The sequence below is a fragment of the Janibacter sp. CFPM2_SD2 genome, assembly GCF_057364645.1.
In genome coordinates this window covers 1-991 of record NZ_JBNFOF010000372.1, presented here as the reverse complement: position 1 = coordinate 991, position 991 = coordinate 1, and the positions used below count along the sequence as shown (strand labels likewise).

At 77.6% G+C, this 991-nt stretch carries 1 protein-coding gene and 1 pseudogene; one reads left to right on the top strand and one right to left on the bottom strand.

Annotation, left to right across the window (positions count from 1 at the left end):
- Positions 1-561 (bottom strand): annotated as a pseudogene (locus AC2W7J_RS18435) (hypothetical protein); the annotation flags it as partial.
- A 56-nt stretch (positions 562-617) separates the two neighbouring features.
- Here AC2W7J_RS18435 and AC2W7J_RS18430 point away from each other — a divergent pair.
- Positions 618-991: hypothetical protein (locus AC2W7J_RS18430; protein WP_485984235.1), on the top strand; the 374-nt coding region annotated here is incomplete at its 3' end.

The window sequence follows — 991 nt, the reverse complement described above, 5'->3', positions numbered from 1 at the left end:
GGCTGGTCGGTGCGGCCGGGGGCGCCACGCCTTGCGCTCGGCGACACCGGCCACCTGGGCGACGAGGGCGTCCCGGCCGGCGGCGTCGAGGGTGGCGAGGGTGCGGCCCGAGAGGCGCACGCGGGAGCGCGGCGCGGGACGGCAGGTCGACAGGCCGACGATCGCGTCGTGGGCGTCGGCGATGGAGACACCCCACGGGTCGCGGGGCTGGTGCATGGCGTGGGTGTGGCCGTCGAGGATCCGCGCCGCGGACGCCGCCCGTCGCCCCGGCTGGGTGAAGGACCGGTCGGACTCCGGCAGGCCGCGCGGCCAGCGCTCGGCGACGATCGCGGGGTCGACCTCGGCCGCGGGGTCGGTGACGTGGACGAGCAGGTCCTCGAGGCCGGCGAGGCGCAGCTCGGCGGCGACGGCCTCGATGGCTGCCGCCTTTTCGGTGAGGAGGAGGACGGAGCGGCGTTCGCCCGCGGTCTGGGCGATGACCGAGGCGACGAGGCGGGCGACGCCGGTGCCGGGCGGGGCGTCGACGTAGAGGTCCTCGCCCGCGGCGACCCGGTCGAGCACCGTCTGCTGGTCGGCCGTGACGTCGAGGACGGCGGAGTCGGCGACGCTCGGGGCCGGTGCCTCGGGCGAAGGGAGCGCCTCGCCCGCGCGCAGGCCGCCGCCGGCCTGCCGGCGAGACGGCCGGAGTCGACGATGCGGGACAGGTCGGCCAGCGCCTCGGCCTTGCCGTAGGGGAAGGCGGCGACGACGATCCGCTGCGTGATGTTGAGCTCGGGCAGGTCGGCGCACTGCTCGCGCAGCGCCTCGAGCACGGGGGTGGGGTTGAATCCGCCGCCCTCCGTGCGGCCGAGGTCGGCCAGCGCCTCGCCGTCGATGTCGCGCCGCAGGGCGCGGCGCAGATAGGTGAGCAGCACGGGGTTGATCTCGACGCGGGGCGCGAGGTCGAGCGCGAAGTCGGGTCCGGGCCGCAGCCGGCGCAGCGCGCGCGGCG